Annotated in this window: 17 protein-coding genes; 14 read left to right on the top strand and 3 right to left on the bottom strand. The window is 64.1% G+C overall.

The features are described 5' to 3' along the window. The first annotated feature begins 204 nt into the window (after positions 1-204). From ACUJB0_RS15870 to ACUJB0_RS15820, 11 genes are all read left to right on the top strand, one after another. The gene (locus ACUJB0_RS15870; protein ID WP_444846073.1) at positions 205-2,949 is read left to right on the top strand and encodes a type VI secretion system Vgr family protein; all 2,745 of its coding nucleotides are present in this window, start codon (positions 205-207) and stop codon (positions 2,947-2,949) included. Next, the gene (locus ACUJB0_RS15865) at positions 2,946-4,607 is read left to right on the top strand and encodes a hypothetical protein (RefSeq protein ID WP_444846072.1); all 1,662 of its coding nucleotides are present in this window, start codon (positions 2,946-2,948) and stop codon (positions 4,605-4,607) included. Before ACUJB0_RS15870 ends, ACUJB0_RS15865 begins: the two co-directional genes overlap by 4 nt. Beyond that, entirely contained in the window at positions 4,604-5,203 is a 600-nt protein-coding gene (locus tag ACUJB0_RS15860) for a hypothetical protein (protein WP_161086314.1), read from the top strand. The genes ACUJB0_RS15865 and ACUJB0_RS15860 overlap by 4 nt, the downstream gene beginning before the upstream one ends. Before the next feature lie 20 nt (positions 5,204-5,223). Further along, positions 5,224-5,490, top strand: coding sequence for a PAAR domain-containing protein (locus ACUJB0_RS15855; RefSeq protein WP_161086315.1), 267 nt, complete (start codon positions 5,224-5,226; stop codon positions 5,488-5,490). A 225-nt stretch (positions 5,491-5,715) separates the two neighbouring features. Then, positions 5,716-6,126, top strand: a complete 411-nt coding sequence (locus ACUJB0_RS15850) for a BPSL0067 family protein (RefSeq protein ID WP_161086316.1) — start codon at positions 5,716-5,718, stop codon at positions 6,124-6,126. Positions 6,127-6,133: 7 nt separating this feature from the next. After that, positions 6,134-6,568 (top strand): STY0301 family protein, encoded by a 435-nt coding sequence (locus ACUJB0_RS15845; RefSeq protein ID WP_444846071.1) that lies wholly within the window; start codon positions 6,134-6,136, stop codon positions 6,566-6,568. A 260-nt stretch (positions 6,569-6,828) separates the two neighbouring features. Next, entirely contained in the window at positions 6,829-7,299 is a 471-nt protein-coding gene (locus ACUJB0_RS15840) for a hypothetical protein (protein WP_444846070.1), read from the top strand. Between the two features lie 94 nt (positions 7,300-7,393). Next, positions 7,394-8,467 (top strand): SGNH/GDSL hydrolase family protein, encoded by a 1,074-nt coding sequence (locus ACUJB0_RS15835; protein ID WP_444846069.1) that lies wholly within the window; start codon positions 7,394-7,396, stop codon positions 8,465-8,467. A gap of 107 nt (positions 8,468-8,574) precedes the next feature. Continuing rightward, the gene (locus ACUJB0_RS15830) at positions 8,575-10,950 is read left to right on the top strand and encodes a beta-L-arabinofuranosidase domain-containing protein (protein WP_444846068.1); all 2,376 of its coding nucleotides are present in this window, start codon (positions 8,575-8,577) and stop codon (positions 10,948-10,950) included. Between the two features lie 101 nt (positions 10,951-11,051). After that, positions 11,052-11,651, top strand: coding sequence for a PEP-CTERM sorting domain-containing protein (locus ACUJB0_RS15825; protein ID WP_444846067.1), 600 nt, complete (start codon positions 11,052-11,054; stop codon positions 11,649-11,651). 137 nt (positions 11,652-11,788) lie between these two features. Further along, positions 11,789-13,879, top strand: coding sequence for a DUF6600 domain-containing protein (locus ACUJB0_RS15820; RefSeq protein ID WP_444846066.1), 2,091 nt, complete (start codon positions 11,789-11,791; stop codon positions 13,877-13,879). Between the two features lie 10 nt (positions 13,880-13,889). Here ACUJB0_RS15820 and ACUJB0_RS15815 read toward each other — a convergent pair whose 3' ends face one another. Further along, the gene (locus ACUJB0_RS15815; protein ID WP_444846065.1) at positions 13,890-14,660 is read right to left on the bottom strand and encodes a substrate-binding periplasmic protein; all 771 of its coding nucleotides are present in this window, start codon (positions 14,658-14,660) and stop codon (positions 13,890-13,892) included. A gap of 179 nt (positions 14,661-14,839) precedes the next feature. On the opposite strand from ACUJB0_RS15815, the gene pnuC reads away from it, so the two are divergent. Continuing rightward, positions 14,840-15,433, top strand: a complete 594-nt coding sequence (gene pnuC, locus ACUJB0_RS15810; RefSeq protein ID WP_444846064.1) for a nicotinamide riboside transporter PnuC — start codon at positions 14,840-14,842, stop codon at positions 15,431-15,433. A 59-nt stretch (positions 15,434-15,492) separates the two neighbouring features. Further along, a complete protein-coding gene (locus tag ACUJB0_RS15805; protein WP_444846063.1) occupies positions 15,493-17,040 on the top strand; it encodes a methyl-accepting chemotaxis protein in 1,548 nt (515 codons plus the stop codon). Positions 17,041-17,073: 33 nt separating this feature from the next. On the opposite strand, the gene ACUJB0_RS15800 is transcribed toward ACUJB0_RS15805, so the two are convergent. Continuing rightward, positions 17,074-17,877, bottom strand: a complete 804-nt coding sequence (locus tag ACUJB0_RS15800; protein WP_444846062.1) for a response regulator transcription factor — start codon at positions 17,875-17,877, stop codon at positions 17,074-17,076. 319 nt (positions 17,878-18,196) lie between these two features. On the opposite strand from ACUJB0_RS15800, the gene ACUJB0_RS15795 reads away from it, so the two are divergent. Beyond that, complete coding sequence (locus ACUJB0_RS15795; RefSeq protein ID WP_117014348.1) at positions 18,197-18,691, top strand: winged helix-turn-helix transcriptional regulator; 495 nt, start codon at positions 18,197-18,199, stop codon at positions 18,689-18,691. 4 nt (positions 18,692-18,695) lie between these two features. Here the strand turns inward: ACUJB0_RS15795 and ACUJB0_RS15790 are convergent. Continuing rightward, the coding region (locus ACUJB0_RS15790; RefSeq protein ID WP_444846061.1) for an anti-sigma factor family protein at positions 18,696-19,189 on the bottom strand (494 nt) is incomplete at its 5' end.

The following is a 19,189-nucleotide window of genomic DNA, read 5'->3' as shown; positions in this document are numbered from 1 at the left end:
CAGCTATTCGCGCTCGCAAATCCTCCTTGCGTCACTTTCCGGCCTCCAAGCGGTTTCAACCGTGCGGTGCCGCGGCCTGAAACTGTGTAGAATTTAATATTGTTTTTTAGATATCTTGTGCCTTTTCGGAGAAAACCGATCCCTGTCGTTTTTTCTTTCTTGCGCTATCTCTGCTTGCTCATTCAGTGAGAAATGATTCTTCCAATGGCTGATCTGCAAAACTTCCTATCCGTTGGCACCGCCCTGCTAGGCCAGCAAGACCGTCTGATCAAATTAAGTACGCCGTTAGGCGAAGATGTCCTGCTGCCGCAACGCGTCGTCGCCCAGGAACGTCTGGGCAGAAGCTACGAGTACAGTGTCGATTGCGTTTCGGTGCGCGACGATATCGAGTTGAAGAAGCTGATCGCCCAGCCTGTCACGCTATGGGTTCAGCAGGCGGACCGCGCGTATCTGCCGGTGCACGGTTATGTGCATACGATTAAGCGCCTCGGCAGTGACGGGCAATTGATGTTCTGTCAGCTGTCGTTCGCGCCGTGGCTGCATTTCCTGAAGTTCCGCAAGGATGCGCGCATCTGGCAGGATAAAACCGCCGACAATATTCTCAGCGAGGTGTTTAATGGCCATCCTGAGGCGCAGGGCAACTTTCGCTTTGAAATCAAGGCGCCGGCGTCCCAGCGCTCGTATTGCACCCAGTACGAAACCGACTGGCATTTCGCGCAGCGCCTGATGGAGGAAGAAGGCTGGTACGGCTATCACGAGCAACATCCCGACGGCTCCGCCCATGTGCTGGTGATTACTGATTCAACCGACCAGCTCAAGCCGCTCGCGCAGCAGTCGATACAATTCTACAGCGCCGGCACCGAAGACGAACTGCATAAAATCGTCCACTGGAGCGCCGATCGTACGCTCGCCTCCAGCCAGTTCACCGGCCGCACCAACGACTACAAGGCGACGGCTCAGCCGATGCAGAGCAATATCCAGGTGCAGGCCAGCCATGGCGGCCTGCCGGCGCAGATGGAGGTATACGAATACACCGGCGCCTACACCTATTCGAACCGCGAACAGGGAGACCGGCAGTCGCGCTTACGGGTCGAACAATGGGAGTCGACAATGAAGCGGTTTGCCGCCGTTTCCGGCGTGCGTTCCTTGCCCGTGGGTAGTTGGTTCATCCTCGACGATCATCCTGCGCACCAGGGCGATGCGCAGGATGAGCGCGAGTTCGTCGTCATTGCGGTGGAATGGGCGATTGAGAATAATCTGCCGTTGTCGAACAAGGTGAAAGATTTTCCCGGCAGCCTGGTGCCGCAACTGGATGCGATGAAGGCGGCGATGGGGCGCGACCTGGCGCCGGACTTGGCCGGCAACCAGCACACCGGCCATTGTTTTAACCGCATGGAAGTGCAGCGCCGCAAGGTGCCCTTCCGCAGCCCGTTCGAGCACCTGAAACCCACGCTGCATCCGCAGACCGCCGTGGTGGTCGGCCCCGCAGGCGAGGAAATTTATACGGACGCCCTGAACCGCGTCAAAGTGCAGTTCCGCTGGGACCGGCTGAACCCGGGCGACGAGGGCGCTTCCTGCTGGGTGCGGGTCAGCTATCCGAATGCCGGCCAAGGCTGGGGCGGCTTGAACGTGCCGCGCATCCGTCAGGAGGTGATCGTCACTTTTCTCGACGGCGACGCCGACCGGCCGGTGGTGACCGGCCGCCTATATAACGAAGAGCAGGCGCCGCAGTGGCATACGGACGGCAAACTGTCGGGCTACAAGTCGAAGGAATACAAGGGCAGCGGGTTCAACCAACTGGTGCTCGACGACACCACCGGACAAAACCGCGTGCACTTGTACAGCACCAGCAGCCACGCGCAACTGAACCTGGGTTATCTAGTCAGCCAGCAGGGCAATACGCGCGGCGGCTTCTATGGCGCCGGGTTCGCCCTCAGCACCGATGATTTCGGCGCCATCGTCACCCACCGGGGCCTGTATCTGAGTACCTTTGGTCGTCCGGGGCCGCAAGGCATCCAGCTCGACGCCACCGAAGCAACCAGTCAGTTGAAGGCGGGTGCTTTGCTTACTAAAAACCTGTCCGATACCGCGGCCAAGGCCGGTGCGGAACCGCTGGCCGGGCGCGACGCGCTGGATCACTTCATCGATGCCACGCAAGAACGTTATAACGGTGAAGGCGAGGGCGGTGCCAACCGTTTCAAGGAGGCGATCCTGCTGGCGGCCTCGCCGGCCGGCATCGGCTTGGCCAGCGGCAAGGGTGCCCACGTCCATGCCGGGGGCGAAGTGACGCTATCGTCCGGCGCGGATGCAAATATCGCGGTCGGCAAAAGCCTGCTTGCCAGTGTCGCCGAAAAAATCAGCCTGTTTGCCTATAACGCCGGCGTCAAACTGTTCGCCGCCAAGGGCAAAGTGGAGATCCAGGCGCAAAGCGACGACCTCGACTTGATCGCTGAAAAAGTGGTGCGGCTGCTGTCGACCACCTCGCGCATCGAAATCCATGCCAAGGATGAGGTCATGCTCTCCGCCGGCGGCTCCTTCATCAAGATCGACGCCTCCGGTATCACCAACGGCACACCCGGCACCTGGACCGCGCAGGCATCGATGCACACCATGCCCGGGCCGGCGCGCCAACCATACGTGATGCCGCACGTGCAGAAACCTGAATTGCCAAAGAACGAGCTGGAGTTTCGCCATCTGACCGACTGGGGCGCGCCGCTGGCCGGTGCCGCTTACAAGGCGACGTTAAGCGACGGCACCATCCGCAAGGGTGCGCTCGATGCGCTCGGCATTGCGCGCATCAGCGGCGTGCCACCCGGTGTGGGGGCAAAAATTGAATACGATTATCAACCGCTGCAGGCAAGTTCCACGGTGGACAGCGAGCTGCATGAGGACGTCCATGAGTTATTGAACTGGACGCCGGGCGGTGCGGCTGCGAAGGGGCGGGCATGAGCCAGCAAGCGCCGGACCAACATTCGATACTCGACGATGCCTGGGGTCAGGTCGTTGGCGGCATGGATTGGCTCAAGTCGGTACTGTTCGGTGAATTCTCGGATCACCGGCCGTTGTCGGCCGTAGTGGCCGACATGCTTGTCAGTTTTATTCCGGGCGTCGTCATCGTCACCAGCGCGCGCGATGCGGTCGCCGTCATCCTGCGGCTGGCCAATCATCCGGAAAAGCGCGAGGAACTGATGGAGTGGGTGCTGCTCAGCGCCTGCCTCATCGTCATCGCCTTGCCGGTGGCGATGGCGGCCGGGGGCGCCGTGGCTGCCGGGGTCGGCGCCATCGTCGGTGGCATCGCCGGCTCGGAACTGGGTGCCGCATTGCGCGCAGTGATGCTGATGTTGATTAAGGAGGCATCCAAGCTGGTAGAGCTGGTACGCTTCCTGCAAAAATTCATCAAGGGTGACATCCTGAAATTCTTGCGCGCGATTCAGTTCGCCAAATACGAGAAACCGCTGATGCAGGCCATGAGCAAGATCACCGGTAAGCTGGTGGACATGGTCAAGGCCCTGCGGACTCACTTGGAGAGCTTGCGTTATTTCGACAGCGTCAAGGCCACCATCGCCAAGCTGGCGGCGTGGGAACATAAATTCTATGCGGTGCAGCAGGATGCACTTAGAAACATGCCGAAAGCGCTTGCCGAACTCGATGCGAGACTGGCCAAGGTGCTGGCACAGACCGCGCCGAAGGAAGCACATACGGTGGCGGCCGGCGTTCAAGCGGACAAGAAAGTGGCGGAATTGCCCGTGAGGCAGCGGGTCAGGGATACGCCTGGCAAGGTGATGCCCAAGTCCAAAGGGGAGGCCAAGGCCCCAGCGGCACGTGCCAAACCGGACGCCGCTAAGCCCAAAGCGAAGGCTATCGATCCACCAAAAACTGCGGCAGATGTGCCATTGAAGGATGCCCCGGTTCCGGCCAAGCCGCCCGACAACGGCGTCAACACCAAGCGGCAGGCGGTGGCAGATGCCGCAGTGGCGGCAGATCGCGAGCGGATCACGCAACTGTCTAAGGAATCGCGGGATGCCGAAAAAAATGGCGACATGGTTCTGGCCGAGGCCAAGCTCGATGAAGCCCGGGAGATATTAAAGCCCCATTTCCCGACTAAGGCCGGTGATACCTGGGACGAGGTGATCAAACGGCTGGATGTTAGTTCGCCTAAGGATGGCGCGGTGTTCTGGTCGGGAACGGGATGGCAAGCGAAGCAGTTGGGCCATCCCGATGCCGCGAGAGCATTTGCCGAAAAGATCGGTGGCGTCACTTTGGAAACGACATCGGGTGGACGTATTATCGATGGCTGGCCGGATATCAACAATTTACCTTGGGACGCCTCCAAGGGGCCGCCGCCATTTTCAGGGCCGCTCTGGCAAGGGGTGTCGGAAAAGTATGCCGAAGGCACGTCGGGTATCGTGAACGTGGTGCAGACACCGAATAAATTGTGGGATCCATTGACCGTCTGGCACAATCAGGAAAAGCCGTTGCTGCTTGACCGTTTGGAGCAGGGGAAGATCAGCGATATCCAGTTACACGTGGTCGACCTCAGCTCGGCGCCTCACCAGTTATCGCCCAATTATATTGACCAGTTATTGAAGTTCGACCAACGCCCATGAATGCATACCAGAATTTTTTAGATTTCTTTTCAATGAACAACAGGGAGCGCCTGGATGGTCTGAGTGAAATTTATTTCACAGATATGACTCGCGAAGAACGCGCGATGGCGTTTGAGTACCTGTTGAAAATGGTGGAGGAGGGCGGCAGCAGGGAAAGCGTCAACGGGCTATTCATCGTCGATGCGGAGCGGGCGGCACCTGTCGTTAGGAAGTTACTGGAGGCTCACCAGTTGCGCGAGGATGCTGAGATTGCGGCCGCCTGGAACCTTAATCGCGGGCAGCGGGATTCGTCACTGATTCCCGTGTTTATCCGGTTGATGTCGAGTAGCGATAAATACAATCGTGCCAATGCCGCCTTTTATGTACCGGCCGACGACTTTACGCCGGAGCTGGATGCTGCGCTCAAAGGTATGATTCGCACGGAAACGGAGACGTTGCCATTGGTGAATGCCACAAATAAATACCTCGAATGCTACGGTATTACCAGGGAGTCGGTGAGCAAGGAGGAATTTTCCCATTTTTATCGCGGTCTGCGCAGCGACGAAGCCCGTGATAAAGAGGCCATGTTCAAGGAACTGGAAAAGCTGTTTCAATAGACCGGTCGTGGAGGCGAAAAATGGCGTTACCAGTTGTTCGCTTGGGGGATGCGACGTCACATGGCGGAAAGGTCATCACGGCATCGCCCGCGCATCGCATTGGTGGTATCGGCATCGCGCGTGTGGGGGACATGGTGACGTGTCCTCTGCCGGGTCATGGCGTGAACGCCATCGTGGAAGGCGCGGCTACGTATCTGATCAGCGGGCGCATGGTCGCTTTGCATGGTCACCGCGGCGCGTGTGGATGCAGCTTGATCGCCAGTCTGGTATCAGCCACGCACGGATAGACGCCGCTGCGTGTGGAAAGGCACGGTACGGTCTGGCGTAAGCGGCCCCGGGTATCGAAGATCGTGCCATGCGCGCTTTTGTCGAAGGCTAGGCCGCCAAGCTGGGCGCCTTGCCGGCCGATTCGGACCTGGCGCATAGAACGCCCGTCTTGTGCCATCTCAAAAACGTAAAGCAGCCGCAGCGCGACACTAGCACGATCATGTTGACGCTGAGAGGTGCTGAAAATGCGATACGTTTATGCGATGGCGCGTGCCCTACAAAGGAAACCCAAGGTTGGTAACGGCGATTGCGTGGCACTCCTCCAGCACTATGCACACGCACCGAACACCCAGCTGTGGAAACAAGGTATTGCCGTTCTGGATGCGAAGGACATCGCGCCAGGAACGGCAATCGCCACATTTGTAAAAGGCCGCTACCCAAGCAACAACAGGGGAAATCACGCGGCGTTCTTTTTGCGACACGCCGCTCCTGGGCAGGGCTTCTACGTCATCGACCAGTGGATACCAAAGCCTGGGCGCGGCGAAAAACCTTACATTTCCTCACGGTTGATTTATGCCAAGCACAAGAAACAAAACGCCGATGGCTCGTGGCCCGAAGCCAGCGATAATGCGGATGCATTTTCGGTGATCGAGTAGGAAACTCATGCGCGCCCTTATCGCCGTGATCGCGGTCTGGTGCTCAGGTGGGCTGGCCGCCGAGCATAAGATTGAATGTCCCAAAGAGATAAAACGGGACACAATCCAGATCACTCGCGCACCCACAGGTTGGACACCTTTCTATTTATACGAATATGAACCAGGCTTGCCGCTTAATGGCGCGGGCTTGATGTGGGGGCCACCTTCGTCCATTGCCATGGCGAAGCCGAACTGGTCGGGCAAGGTCGCCGGCAAGGATACCGTTAAATGGACTGAGCTTGGCGGTAAGGAATCGGGCGAGAAATGGTTGGCATGCTATTACGGTGACCATGGACAAAATGATGCGATCTTGTCGAAGCAACTGGATGCCAGCGTTACCGAATGTACTGTCACATATCCCAAGGCGCGTGGCGGTGATCTTGAAGTCACATGCAAGTGGTAGTGTTTAGTAGTTTTTAGTTCCGAAAATAGCGCGGAGTCGTACGAAATATCGATGGTTAGTATTGGGTAGTAGTGGTTAGCGGGTTTTAGTAAAAGCCGAAAAAATAGACCCCGCCCTGCACATCCCCTGATTTCACCAGGTTTGCGTGAACTGGCACCTCTGTTCCTACAAGCAGATGAGTGTTCTTCTGACGGGCTGGGCTCCATGAACAGGTAAGCTGGTTGTGCAAACCCTGCCATATTTCATGGGAGTTCCTGAAGATGAATATTCGCAACCTGCTTTCCTCCGCTCTGATAGGCGCCGTCGCAAGCGCGCGCTCGATGACGCCGATGGCCACCATCGCGGCGGCCCGCCTCGCCGACCGCCGCACGCCCGGGCAACTGGTTTTGTTAGACCGCCCGCTGTTCAAGGCCGGTGCGCTGGCGATGGGGGCCGGTGAACTGTTCGGCGACAAGATGAAGACCGCCCCGGACCGCACTGTTTTCCTGGGATTGGCGGCGCGCGTGATGAGCGCCGGCATTGCCGGAGCGGCGTTGGCGCCGCGAGGCCGGGAGCCGGCCGGGGCGGCGGTCGCCATCGCCACCGCCGTGCCGCTTGCCTACCTGACGCTGACGGGCCGCAAGCGGGCCATGGCGCGCATCGGCCAGACCCGCAGCGGACTGATCGAAGACGCGCTGGTGCTCGCTGCGGGAGCCGCGATCGTGGCGCTGTCGACGAGGCGAAGCGAATAATTGCTGCGCCAGCGGCTAGTCAGCGCATGAACGGTTAATCGTTTACCATGCCGGTACAGCTCGATTTGACGAGCATCGGACAGGAGACGATTTGATGAGGTTCACAGCAGGATTGGCGGCGTTGTTGTTGGCCGGGCAGGTGTTCGCGGGCGTGGCGGTTCAGCCGGATGATGCGCAATTGCGCTACACGGGGCGCATCGATTTCGCCGACCGCGCGCGGCCGATGTTGTCGTGGCCCGGCACCAGCATCGAGGGGAATTTCACCGGCGCGAGCCTGGCGGTCAAGCTGGACGACCAGTTGGGCAAGAACTTCTTCAACGTGTTCATCGACGGCGACCTGGCCAAGCCGGCGGCCGTCATCGAGGCCGCGCAGGGCGGCAAGACCTACGCGGTGGCCAGCGGCCTGGGTCCGGGCCCGCACCGCTTCCTGATCACCAAGCGCACCGAGGGCGAGGAGGGCGGCACCGTCTTCCAGGGCCTGGAGCTGGCGGACGGTGGCAAGCTGCTGCCGCCACCGCCGGCCAAGCAGCGCCGCATCGAGTTCTTTGGCGATTCCATCACCACCGGCATGGGCGACGAGTCGCCGGACGACGGGCCGGATCATCTGGTGAAGGACAAGAACAACTTCCTATCCTATTCGTCGGTCACGGCGCGGGCGCTGGATGCGGAGGCGCACATCATCTCGCAGAGCGGCATCGGTGTGATGATCAGCTGGTTCCCGTTCACGATGCCGGACTTCTACGACCAGCTGAGCGCCGTCGGCAACAACGACACCCACTGGGATTTCCATTCCTGGACGCCGGACGTGGTGGTCATCAACCTGTTCCAGAACGACCGCTGGCTGATCGACCGCGAGAAGCGCCTGTCGCCGATGCCGGACGACGCGCAGCGCGTGCAGGCCTACCAGAGCTTTGTGCAGAAGATCCGCGCGCTGTATCCGCAGGCGTACATCGTGTGCGCGCTGGGCAGCATGGACGCGGTGCAGGAAGGCTCCAAGTGGCCGGGCTACGTGCGCGCGGCGGTGGACCAGATGCGGCAAGGCGGCGATCAGCGCATCGACACCATCGTGTTCCCGTGGACCGGCTTCGGCGGCCATCCGCGCGTCAAGCAGCACCAGGCCAACGCCGCGCAGCTGACCGCCTTCATCCGCCAGAAAATGGGCTGGTAAGCGCTGCATTGTGCAGATTTCGTCATCCTTTTAGCGGAGCCTGCACAAGACCGCCGCCGGCCAGGCACGTACATTAATGGGGTAAATCGTTTACCTCGGAGGTATGCATGCATCGTCGACAGCTATTGCGGGGCGCCGCCGGTCTGGGATTGATCCCGGGCTGGACCGCCACGGCCAACGCGGTGGCCGCCGCCGGGAGTGCGGTGGCCACCGGCGTTCCATCCACCGCGCGTGCGTTGCCGCTGTCGTCGGTCCGGCTGCTGCCTTCGATCTACGCCGACGCGCTGCAAGCCAACCAGGCCTACCTGCTGCGCCTGAGCGCCGACCGCTTCCTGCACAACTATCACCGCTTCGCCGGCCTGCCGACCAAGGGCGCCATCTACGGCGGCTGGGAGTCCGACACCATCGCGGGCGAGGGACTGGGCCACTACCTGTCCGCGCTGTCGCTGATGCTTGCGCAGACCGGCAACGCGGCGCTGAAGCCGCGCATCGATTACATCGTGGCCGAACTGGCGCGCGTGCAGCAGGCGCATGGCGACGGCTATGTGGCGGGCTTCATGCGCAAGCGCGCGGACGGCACGGTGGTCGACGGCAAGGAGATCTTCCCCGAGATCGTGCGCGGCGAGATCAGGTCCGCGGGCTTCGACCTGAATGGCTGCTGGGTGCCGCTGTATAACTGGCACAAGGTCTTCGCCGGCCTGTTCGACGCGCAGACCCACGCCGGCAACGATCAGGCGCTGCAAGTGGCGCTTGGCCTGGCGGGCTATATCGACAAGGTGTTCTCCGCGCTCAGCGACGAGCAGGTGCAGCAGGTGCTGGCCTGCGAACATGGCGGCATCAACGAGAGCTTCGCCGAACTCTATGCGCGCACCAACGACCAGCGCTGGCTGGCGCTGGCGCGGCGGCTGTACCACACCAAGGTGCTGGCGCCGCTGACGCAGGGGCGCGATGAACTGGCCAACCTGCATTCCAACACGCAGATCCCCAAGCTGATCGGCCTCGCGCGCCTCCACGAGCTGACCGGCCGCCGCAGCGACGCCGACGCCGTGGACTTCTTCTGGAAGCGCGTCACGCAGCACCACAGCTACGTCATCGGCGGCAACGGCGACCGCGAATACTTCTTCGCGCCCGACGGCATCGCCACCCACATCACCGAGCAGACCTGCGAGGCCTGCGCCAGCTACAACATGCTGAAGATGACGCGCCATCTCTTCAGCTGGGCGCCGGACGCCGCCTACTTCGACTACTACGAACGCACGCATTTGAACCACATCCTCGCGCACCAGAATCCGCGCACCGGCATGTTCACGTATATGACGCCGCTGATGTCCGGCATGGCGCGCGAGTACTCCAGCGAAGACAACGACTTCTGGTGCTGCGTGCTGTCCGGGATGGAGAGCCACGCCAAGCATGGCGATTCGATCTACTGGGAGAACGGCGACACGCTGTTCGTCAATCTCTACATTCCATCGACGGTGGAGTGGAAGGCCGCGCGGCTGGAGCTCAACACGCGCTATCCGTTCGAGGGCGACATCGACCTCAAGGTGCGCCGGCTGGCGGGGCCGCGCCAGTTCACGCTGGCGCTGCGCGTGCCGTCGTGGGCCGGCGGTCACACGGTGCTGGTCAACGGCAAACCGCAGACCGCCAGCAAACATAAGGGCTACTTGCTGATACGCCGGCGCTGGCGGGCGGGCGACAGCGTGCGCCTGTCGCTGCCGTTGGACCTGCGGATGGAGGCGGCGGCCGGCAACGATCATGTGGTGGCGCTGCTGCGCGGCCCGATGGTGCTAGCGGCGGACCTGGGCGCGGCCGACAAGCCGTTCGACGGACTGGCGCCGGCGCTGGTGGGCGCCAACGTGCTGGCCGCGTTCGCGGAGGCGGACAAGGGCCGGGCCGTGTACCGCAGCGTGGGTACGGGCCGTCCCGGCGACATGAAGTTCACGCCGTTCTTTTCGCAGTACGAGCGGCGCGCGGCGGTGTACTTCAACGTCTACACCGAGGCCGAGTGGGCGGCGTCGGAAGTGGCCTTCCGCAAGGAGGAGGCGCGCCTGAAGGACCTGGCCGAGCGCTCGGTCGATGTCATGCACCTGGGCGAGATGCAGCCGGAGCGCGATCACGACCTGCAATCGGCGATTTCCTATCCGGTCGCCTACCGTGGCCGCAACGGACGCGATGCGCGCACCGGCGGCTACTTCAGCTTCCGCATGAAGTGCGCCGACGGCCCGCTGCTGCTGCAGGCGAGCTACTGGGGCGAGGAGCGCAACCGCGATTTCCACATCAGCATCGACGGCGAGCGGATCGCACACGTCAAGCTCGATGGCGGCCAGCCGGGCGTGTTTGTCGATCAGGAATATCCGGTGCCGGAGCGCATCACCAACGGCAAGGCCAGCGTGGTGGTGCGCTTCGATCCCGAGCCGGGCCACACCGCAGGGCCGGTGTTCGGCGTGCGCCTGTTCACGCAGCGCGCGGCGATGTCGTCCTGAACGCGGCGTCGCGCACGCGAGACACGGCGGCTTGAATGTTGGCGAGCCCATGCTATTCTGGATTTCTGTCTTATCAATTTTATATTGCTTAAGGAGAAGATATGAAGAAGCTCGCGATTGCGCTGGCCTGCCTGGCCTGCGCCGGTTCCGCCCTGGCAGACACCAACGTCGCCATGGGCGGCGGCGTCACGCTGACCGGCAGCGGATTCTGGAATAGCGGTGAATGGGGCTTTGGCGTACCGGCCTTGCCGTCGTCGGTCACGGACGGCGTCTACTTGCCGATACAGACGCAGTGGAACCTGGGGACGGTGTTCTGGACCGGCGACTACGGCGCCGACTCGGTGACCATCACCCTCAGCCAGGCGGCGATGGTGAACCAGCTCAACATCCAGGCCGATAACGACAACCTCTACCGCATCCAGTACCGCGACCAGGCCAACACCTGGCACGACCTGGCGGTGATGGCGCCCAACCTCTCGTGGGGCATGGACAACGGCAGCACGACGCTGGACACGCCGGTCGCGGCTACCGCCTTCATGATCAGCGGTGCCGCCGGCCGTGGCGACAACCACTTCGCCGTCTCGGAATTCCAGGCCATCGGCACCGTCATCCCGGTGCCGGAGCCGGCCAGCTACGCCATGCTGGGCGCCGGCCTGGGCTTGCTGGGCTGGACCGCGCGCCGCAAGCAGCGCCGTTCCTGAACGCACGCCGCTGAGATTGCGCCGCCCCGCGCCGCCTCGGCCGGGGCGGCTTCTTGCGCGGACGTGCGGCAGCGAACAGTATCCGGCGCGCCGTTCGGCTATGTTGGGCTCATCGCAGATTTTTTCCGAGCTCCATCATGTCTATCCGAATCCTGCTGGCGCTGGCCGGCGCCGCCATGTGCTGCAGCGGCGCCGCGCTGGCCGATCCGCCGGCGCGCGTGGCGCGCCTGGCATACCTCTCCGGTCCCGTGAGTTTTTCCGCCGCCGGCGCCGATGACTGGCAGACGGCCGGCATCAACCGGCCGCTGGTCGCGGGCGACCGCCTGTGGACCGCGGCCGGCGCGCGCGACGAGGTGCAGGCCGGCCCCGCCGCCGTGCGCATGGGCGGCGAGACGCTGGTCACGCTGCTCAACGCCGACGACACCAAGACCCAGCTGCAGCTGTCGCAAGGGCGGCTGAACCTGCGCGTGCGCCAGCTGCGTCCCGACGAGGTGCTGGAGGTCGACACGCCGAACCTGGCGTTCAGCATCCGCAGGCCGGGCCACTACCGGCTGCAGGTGGACGCCTCCGGCAACGCCACCGAGGTCGCGGTGATCGACGGCCAGGGCGAGGCGTATGGCGACAACACGTCCTACCTGGTCGATCCCGGCCAGGCGTATCGCTTCACCGGCACCGGCCTGCAGGATTTCAGCGTGAACCAGTTGCCGCCGGCCGACGATTTCGACCGCTGGGCGGCGCAGCGCGACCGCCGGCTGGAGCATCCGGTGGCGGCGCGTTATGTGTCGAGCGACGTGGTCGGCTACGAGGACCTGGACGACAACGGCGACTGGCGCGACGTGCCGGGCTACGGCAATGTGTGGATGCCGGCGCATGTGGCGCACGACTGGGCGCCGTATCGCGACGGCCACTGGGCCTGGGTCGACCCGTGGGGCTGGACCTGGGTCGACGATGCGCCGTGGGGGTTCGCGGTGTCGCACTACGGCCGCTGGGCGCAGACGCCCGCCGGCTGGGGCTGGGTGCCGGGGCCGGTGGTGCAGCGGCCGGTGTACGCGCCGGCGCTGGTGGTGTTCCTGGGCGCGGCGACGCTGATGGTGGGGCAGCGCGATCCCGGCGTGGCCTGGTTCCCTCTGGGGCCGCGCGAGGTGTACCGGCCTTCGTACCGGGCCAGTCCGGTGTATGTCACCAACATCAACACCAGCAACACGGTCATCAACAAGACGCAGATTACCAACGTCTATAACAACGTCAACATCACCAACGTGCGCTATGTGAACCGGCAGGCCGTGACGGCGGTGCCGGCCAGGGCGTTCGCCCAGGCGCAGCCGGTGCGGCAGAACGTCGTGCGCGTGGCGCCGCAGGCACTGGCGTCAGCGCCGCTGGCCGTCGCGCCGCAGGTGAAGCCGCAGCGTCCGGCGGCGCTGGCCGGCGGGCAGGGTGGTCCTCGTCCGGCGCCGGCCATCCTGGCGCGGCCGGTGGTGGCGAAGACCGCGCCGGCCGCTGTGGCGGCGCGGCCGATGGCGCCGAAGCCGGCGCAGGGCGTTGCGCAGGCGGCCGCCAATATCCATATGGTGCGGGCGGCGCGGCCGACGGTTCCGGTGCCGGCGCCCGCCGCCGCGCAGCCACTGGCGCAGAAGGGTGGGGAGCATGGTCCGGCGGCAGCCGCGCCTGGGTCGGCGCCCTTGCCGCAGGCGGGGCGGCCGCTGAAACCGGGGGAGATTCCGCCGCAGGCGGCGTTGCATCCGCAGCCGGCGACACCGGCGCAGCCTGCCCCGCGTCCCGAGCCGCATCCGCCCGTTGTGCAACATGCGCAGACCGAATCGCGGCTGCCGCCGGGGCAGCATCCTGTAATGGAACCGCATGCTTCGGCGCCGCCGCAGACTGTGGCGCAAGCAACGCATCCGCAAGCGGTGCCGCATCCGCAAGCGGAGAACCGGCCGCCACCGGCTCCGCATCCACAAGCTGACGCTCGTCCGCAGCCCGCGCCGCATCAGCAGGCCGAGGGCCGCCCGCAACCGGCGCCACATCCGCAAGCGGAGGCGCGGCCGCAACCGGCACCGCATCCGCAAGCACAGGCACGTCCGCAACCGGCGCCGCATCCGCAAGCCGAGGCGCGGGCAGCCCCGCCGCCGCGAGAACCGCAGCACGGCGCGCAGCATCCGCCAGCCGAGGCGCCGCCGCATCGCGAGGCCGCGCATCACGATCCCAAGCAGGAACCGAAGCGCGAATAACGGCCGTCGTCTACGAGACGCCGTAACGGCTGCGGATTTCCGCCAGCACGCCTTGCTTCTCCAGCCGCAGGATGGCGGCGTTGAGCAGGTCAAGCTCGGCCTGGGTCGTGCTGTGCTTGTTGAGCATCAGATGCACCGGCGCCCGCAGCACGGTGAACGGCAGCGGCGCGATGGCGATGCCCTGTTCCCGCGCCTCGTGGCGCAGGGCTGCGGTGTCGCCGAGGATCAGCTCGGCCCGTCCGGCGTCCAGCATGCGCATGCCTTGTTCAAAGTTGAGGAAGGTGCTCAGGTGGCCCGATGCCAGCAACCGCGGCTGCACGCGCGCATATGCCGCGCCGTACCAGCCCAGCTTGGGCGCCAGCAGCGACAGGTTTTTTCCCGCCAGCGCCTCGACACTGCGCACCTCGCGGTAGCGCGCCAGGTTGGCGCTGCGGGTGAAGACGCTGACCGATTCAAAGCGATAGGCCACACTGAAGCGCGCATACTTGCGCCGCTCGGCGGTGTCGGACGCGGCCAGCAGCAGGTCCAGTCCGCCCTGTTCGAACTGGCGCTGGCGGCGCGCGGTCGGCAGCGCCGGCAGCAGCTGCAGCGCGCAGCCGGCTTCCTTGAAGATCGCCTGCGCCAGCTCCAGGTCCAGCCCGGCGGGCGGACCGTCGGGCCGGGTGTAGACGTAAGGCGGCCATTGTTCCAGCGCCATTTTCATCTGGCACGGCGCGGCCTGCGCCTGCAACGCGGACGCGACCATGAACGCCATGACGGGACCAACGCGACGCGCTTGCATGGCGTAACCCTTTCTAGTCTTATGGCTACAATTTGCCAGATGCGGCGGGAATGTCAAGGCCGCCGATCGCCCGCCATCGATCCGGGCGGCGGCATGGCTATTGCGTTCATCGCGCGGCTGGATGAAAATGGGCGCCTTGCCTAGCAATTAACAACCACGCGCCGGACTGGAACCTTCTGTTGATCTCCCCCCTCGAAATCGCCGCCAACGTCGTCATGACGGCCTCCATCGTCCTGGCCGGGCGCAACAACGTGCATTCGTGGTGGCTGGGCGTGGTGGGCTGCGCGATGTTCGCCGCGCTGTTCTACAACGTCAAGCTGTACGCCGACGTGGCGCTGCAGCTGTTCTTCATCGTCACCTGCTTCATCGGCTGGCTGCGCTGGCTGCGCGGCGACGCCGGCGGCGCGCTGCCGATCAGCCGCGCCAGGTTGGGCGCGCTCGGCTGGATGGTCGGCGTCGGCATCGCGGCCACGCTGGGCTATGGCCTGATGCTGCAGGCCTACACCAACGCCTACGCGCCATTCATCGATTCGGCGGTGCTGATGTTCAGCATCGTGGCCCAGCTGCTGCTGATGGGGCGGCGCGTCGAGACCTGGCCGTTCTGGCTGCTGGTCAACACCATCTCGGTGCCGCTGTACGCCAGCCGCGGCCTGCACCTGACCGCCCTGCTGTACGCGGCCTACTGGTTCAACGCGCTGGTGTCGTGGTTCTTCTGGCGGCGCCAGATGCGCCAGGACGACGCCCAAGCCACATTGCACGCAATGAAGGGGTGACATTCACCGTTTGCCGACTTATGATGATATTTCCATACGGAATGGCCTGAGGAGATACCATGCAATGGTTTTATGATTTAAGAATCGGCAAGAAGCTGATCGTTTCGTTTGGCGTGGTGATCGCGCTGACCTGCGCGCTGGGCCTGTTCACGCTCAGCCAACTCGCCAGGGTGAACCAGGCCTCGACCGACATCGCCACCAACTGGATGCCGGCGGTGCGCTACCTGGGGCAGATACAAACTTCGCTGTCGCGCTACCGCATCTCCGAAGCCACCCACATCCTGCTGGCCGAGGACACCGAAATGACCGCCACCGACAAGTCGATGGCGACCCGACTGGAAACCTTGCGCAAACAACAAGCGTCGTACGCGGCGCTGGTGTCCGAGCCCGAGGAAAAGCGCCTCTACGCCGAGCTGCGGAAATCGCTGGACGATTACCTGGCCACCAGCGGCAAGCTGACCGCGCTGTCGCGCGAGGGCAAGAAGGACGACGCGCGCTTGCTGTTCCGCGGCGGTTCCAACAAGCTGTTCCGGCAAGTCAACGAGCAGCTCGACGCGCTGGTCAAGATCAACGACGACGGCAGCGCCGCCGCCGACAAGTCGGCCTCCGACACGTATTCGATGTCGCGCAAGATGGTGCTGGGCACGCTGGCGCTGCTGATCGTGGTCAGCATCGCGCTGGCGACGGTGGTGGCGCGCATCGTCGCCGCGCCGCTGGAGGAGGCGGTGGGCATCGCCCAGCGCGTGGCCGACGGCGACCTGACCGGCCACATCGTCAGCCATGGCAAGGACGAGACGGGCCAGCTGATGCATTCGCTCAAGGCCATGAACGACAGCCTGCTGCGGGTGGTGGGCGAGGTGCGCGGCGGCACCGACACCATCGCCACGGCGTCGGCGGAAATCGCCAGCGGCAACCTGGACCTGTCGGCCCGCACCGAGGGCCAGGCCAGCTCGCTGGAGGAGACCGCGTCGGCGATGGAGGAATTGACCTCGACCGTGAAGCAGAACGCCGACAACGCGCGCCAGGCCAACCAGCTGGCGCAGTCGGCGTCCGGCACGGCGGCCGATGGCGGCAAGGTGGTGGGCGAGGTGATCGCCACCATGGAATCGATCAGCGCCTCGTCGCGCAAGATCGTCGACATCATTTCCGTCATCGACGGCATCGCCTTCCAGACCAACATCCTGGCGCTGAACGCGGCGGTCGAGGCGGCGCGCGCGGGCGAGCAGGGCCGTGGCTTCGCGGTGGTGGCTTCCGAGGTGCGCAACCTGGCCCAGCGCTCGGCGGCGGCGGCCAAGGAGATCAAGGGCCTGATCGACGACTCGGTGCAGCAGGTGGACAACGGCACGGCGCTGGTGCAGCAGGCCGGCAGCACGATGGAGCAGGTGGTGGCCAGCGTGCGCCGGGTGAGCGACGTGGTGGCCGAGATCTCGGCCGCCAGCAGCGAGCAGAGCACCGGCATCGAGGAGGTCAACAAGGCCATCACGCAGATGGACGAGGTGACCCAGCAGAACGCCGCGCTGGTCGAGGAGGCGGCGGCCGCGGCCGGTTCGCTGCAGGACCAGGCCGCCAAGCTGGCCAGCGTGGTGGCGGTGTTCCGCCTGCGCTGACGCGCCCCGCTTCGCCACAGAACGCCGCCGGCATCAGCCGTGCGGCGTTTTTTTATGCTGGATGGCCTGGCGGAAGGCGCTCGGCGTGGTGCCCAGGCGCTCGCGGAAGGCGGTGGCGAAGTTGCCGGCGTTGTTAAAGCCGATCATCAGGGCGATGTCCTGCACGTCGATGTCGGTGTCGCGCAGCAGCTCCTCGCCGCGCCGGATGCGCGCCTCGCGGATGTAGGCAAACACGGTCATGCCGGTCTGCTCGCGGAACACCTGCGACAGTTTTTCGCGGTAGGTGCCGACGCTGCGGGCGATGTCGGCCAGGCCGGGCAGCGAGGCCAGGTTGTCGGCGATCAGGCGCTTGGCGGCGTTGACCAGCACCGCGTCGGGATCGGCCTCGGCCGGACGGCCCTGCGCGGGGGCCGGCGCGGCGGCCGGCGCCGCGCGCTGCCGGTTGGCACGGCGGGCCAGCTTCAGGTGGACCTGGATGCGCGCCGCCAGTTCGCCCGGCGAAAACGGCTTGGTGACGAAATCCACGCCGCCGATCGACAGGCCCATGATGCGCTCCTCGTCGGCGTCGGCGCCGCTCAGGAAGATGATGGGGATGTCCTCGGTGACGGGGTTGGCCTTGAGCAGGCGGCAAGCGGTGTAGCCGTCCATATTGGGCATGCGCACGTCGAGCAGGATCAGGTCGGGATGCTGGGCCAGCGCCAGCTGGTAGCCTTGCAGGCCGTTGACCGCCACCGACACCTTGTATGGCAGCTCGCTCAGCAGATCGACCAGCATGCGCTGTTCGAACGCGGAGTCGTCCACGATCAAGATGCTCTGTTGTGTGTCGCTGGCAGTCATGGGCTCCCACCTTCGATACCGGGTTGATAACGTTTTATCACGCCTATGAGTATTATGCCTATCTTTTAAAAATTTTTAATAGATTTGACCGCTGGCGGAACACGCTTGTTGGTACTGGATTGGTACGTCCGGCTTGCATGGCTGTTGCATATTTCTCCTATCCACCAATTTTTTTTAATAGATTTCTACGCAATCAAAACTGTAGTCTCCTGTAGCAAAAGCGCATGTTTCTTGGATAGATAATAATGAATTCAGCCGTGACGCGAAGGCGGATCTACCCGCCCTGAAGTGCTAACCCTGGAACCGAGGAGTCAAAAAAATGAAACATACCGATTTTGGCCGTATGCCTTGCCCCATCGCCCGCAGCCTGGGAAAAGTGGGGGAGTGGTGGAGTATCCTGATCCTGCGCGACGCATTCTACGGCCTGTCGCGTTTCGACGAATTTGAAAAGAGCCTGAAGATCGCCCCCAATATGCTGACCCGCCGCCTGGCCGGCCTGGTCGAGGGCGGCCTGATGGAGCGTCGCCAGTACAGCGCCCGCCCGCCGCGTTATGAGTACGTGCTGACCAAGGCTGGCCGCGCATTCAAACCGGTGCTGCTGGCCTTCATCGCCTGGGGTAACGACCACCTGGCGCCCGAGGGTGCCAGCCTGCTGGTGGTCAGCCGCGAGACCGGCAAGCCGGCCGACCAGGTGCTGGTCGACGCCAACAGCGGCCTGGCCATCAACGACGAGGACTATATGTTCGCGCCCGGCCCGGCCGCCACCGACGTCATGCGCTCGCGCCTGATCGAGATCAGCAAGCACGCTTCGTAAGCGTTCACAGCGCCGGTTCCAGCTGGGCGTAGACGGCGCTGGCCAGCGTGGCCAGCGCCGCCTTGTCCAGGTTGCCGGACAGGGCGTAGCCGAAGCGCCCGTCTATCCAGTAAAACACCCCCACCTGTCCCTCCTGCGCGAAGCGGAAGCCGGTTTCCTGGTTGTGGGTCTGTTCGGTCGACACGTACAGCGTCAGGCGCGCGCCCGCGCCGTCGCGGTACATGAACTGCGCCACCGGCCCGCTCTGGCCGGGCAGCAGCCTGCCTCCCTCCAGCGCATAGCCCAGCGACGCCAGTTGCGGCGGCTTCAATTGCGCTCCCAGCCGTTTCGACAGCCAGGCCACCAGATGCGCCTGCTGGTCGGCGCCCACTTCGACCGGGTGCCGGATTTCCGGCGTATAGACCACGTGCGCCAGCGCGGCGCGGCGCGGCAGCGCGGCCAGGCGGGCGTTGCCGCCCAGGGCGCCGTCGTCGCCGGCGGCGCCGCGCAGCAGCCAGC

This window comes from Duganella caerulea (assembly GCF_040362985.1).
GTDB lineage: Bacteria > Pseudomonadota > Gammaproteobacteria > Burkholderiales > Burkholderiaceae_D > Rugamonas > Rugamonas vulcania.
Note: the sequence above shows the minus strand (reverse complement) of the source record. Positions and strands in the feature narration are given on the sequence as shown.

Excerpts from the sequence above, each read along its gene's own strand:
- ACUJB0_RS15870 (WP_444846073.1), top strand. The coding sequence starts at position 205 with ATGGCTGATCTGCAAAACTTCCTATCCGTTGGCACCGCCCTGCTAGGC.
- ACUJB0_RS15795 (WP_117014348.1), top strand. The coding sequence starts at position 18,197 with ATGAAACATACCGATTTTGGCCGTATGCCTTGCCCCATCGCCCGCAGC.
- ACUJB0_RS15800 (WP_444846062.1), bottom strand. The coding sequence starts at position 17,877 with ATGACTGCCAGCGACACACAACAGAGCATCTTGATCGTGGACGACTCC.
- ACUJB0_RS15855 (WP_161086315.1), top strand. The coding sequence starts at position 5,224 with ATGGCGTTACCAGTTGTTCGCTTGGGGGATGCGACGTCACATGGCGGA.
- ACUJB0_RS15830 (WP_444846068.1), top strand. The coding sequence starts at position 8,575 with ATGCATCGTCGACAGCTATTGCGGGGCGCCGCCGGTCTGGGATTGATC.
- ACUJB0_RS15865 (WP_444846072.1), top strand. The coding sequence starts at position 2,946 with ATGAGCCAGCAAGCGCCGGACCAACATTCGATACTCGACGATGCCTGG.
- ACUJB0_RS15825 (WP_444846067.1), top strand. The coding sequence starts at position 11,052 with ATGAAGAAGCTCGCGATTGCGCTGGCCTGCCTGGCCTGCGCCGGTTCC.
- ACUJB0_RS15845 (WP_444846071.1), top strand. The coding sequence starts at position 6,134 with ATGCGCGCCCTTATCGCCGTGATCGCGGTCTGGTGCTCAGGTGGGCTG.
- ACUJB0_RS15815 (WP_444846065.1), bottom strand. The coding sequence starts at position 14,660 with ATGCAAGCGCGTCGCGTTGGTCCCGTCATGGCGTTCATGGTCGCGTCC.
- ACUJB0_RS15805 (WP_444846063.1), top strand. The coding sequence starts at position 15,493 with ATGCAATGGTTTTATGATTTAAGAATCGGCAAGAAGCTGATCGTTTCG.
- ACUJB0_RS15835 (WP_444846069.1), top strand. The coding sequence starts at position 7,394 with ATGAGGTTCACAGCAGGATTGGCGGCGTTGTTGTTGGCCGGGCAGGTG.
- ACUJB0_RS15850 (WP_161086316.1), top strand. The coding sequence starts at position 5,716 with ATGCGATACGTTTATGCGATGGCGCGTGCCCTACAAAGGAAACCCAAG.
- ACUJB0_RS15860 (WP_161086314.1), top strand. The coding sequence starts at position 4,604 with ATGAATGCATACCAGAATTTTTTAGATTTCTTTTCAATGAACAACAGG.
- ACUJB0_RS15840 (WP_444846070.1), top strand. The coding sequence starts at position 6,829 with ATGAATATTCGCAACCTGCTTTCCTCCGCTCTGATAGGCGCCGTCGCA.
- ACUJB0_RS15820 (WP_444846066.1), top strand. The coding sequence starts at position 11,789 with ATGTCTATCCGAATCCTGCTGGCGCTGGCCGGCGCCGCCATGTGCTGC.